This window comes from Christiangramia aestuarii, assembly GCF_009735585.1.
GTDB classification, from domain to species: Bacteria; Bacteroidota; Bacteroidia; order Flavobacteriales; family Flavobacteriaceae; genus Christiangramia; species Christiangramia aestuarii.
In genome coordinates this window covers 1-421 of the sequence record NZ_VJVW01000111.1, presented here as the reverse complement: position 1 = coordinate 421, position 421 = coordinate 1, and the positions used below count along the sequence as shown (strand labels likewise).

The window sequence follows — 421 nt, the reverse complement described above, 5'->3', positions numbered from 1 at the left end:
CGCGGCGCTCACCTTATGTCTCCAGGCTTCCCTGGAACGCCGGCGCGGAACGACCGCCCGGACCGCGAAGCCCGATCCGGTTTCTTTGGCCGATTCCCGCAGAGGAAATGAGCATGAGCACTGCCGAACGCGCACCTATCCTGCTGACCCCCGGTCCGCTGACTACCTCCTACCGTACCCGTCGGGCGATGATGGTCGACTGGGGCTCCTGGGACAGCGATTTCAACGAACTCACCGCCAGCGTCTGCCAGCGCCTGCTGAAGATCGTAGGCGGCGAAGGCAGCCACACCTGCGTACCGTTGCAGGGCAGCGGCACCTTCGCCGTGGAAGCGGCGATCGGCACCCTGGTGCCGCGCGACGGCAAGGTCCTGGTGTTGATCAACGGTGCCTACGGCAAGCGCCTGGCGAAGATCTGCGAGGT

At 65.8% G+C, this 421-nt stretch carries 1 protein-coding gene; it reads left to right on the top strand.

From position 1 onward, the window contains the following. Positions 1–113: 113 nt before the first annotated feature. Positions 114–421: hypothetical protein (locus FLP08_RS17140; RefSeq protein ID WP_202912808.1), on the top strand; the 308-nt coding region annotated here is incomplete at its 3' end.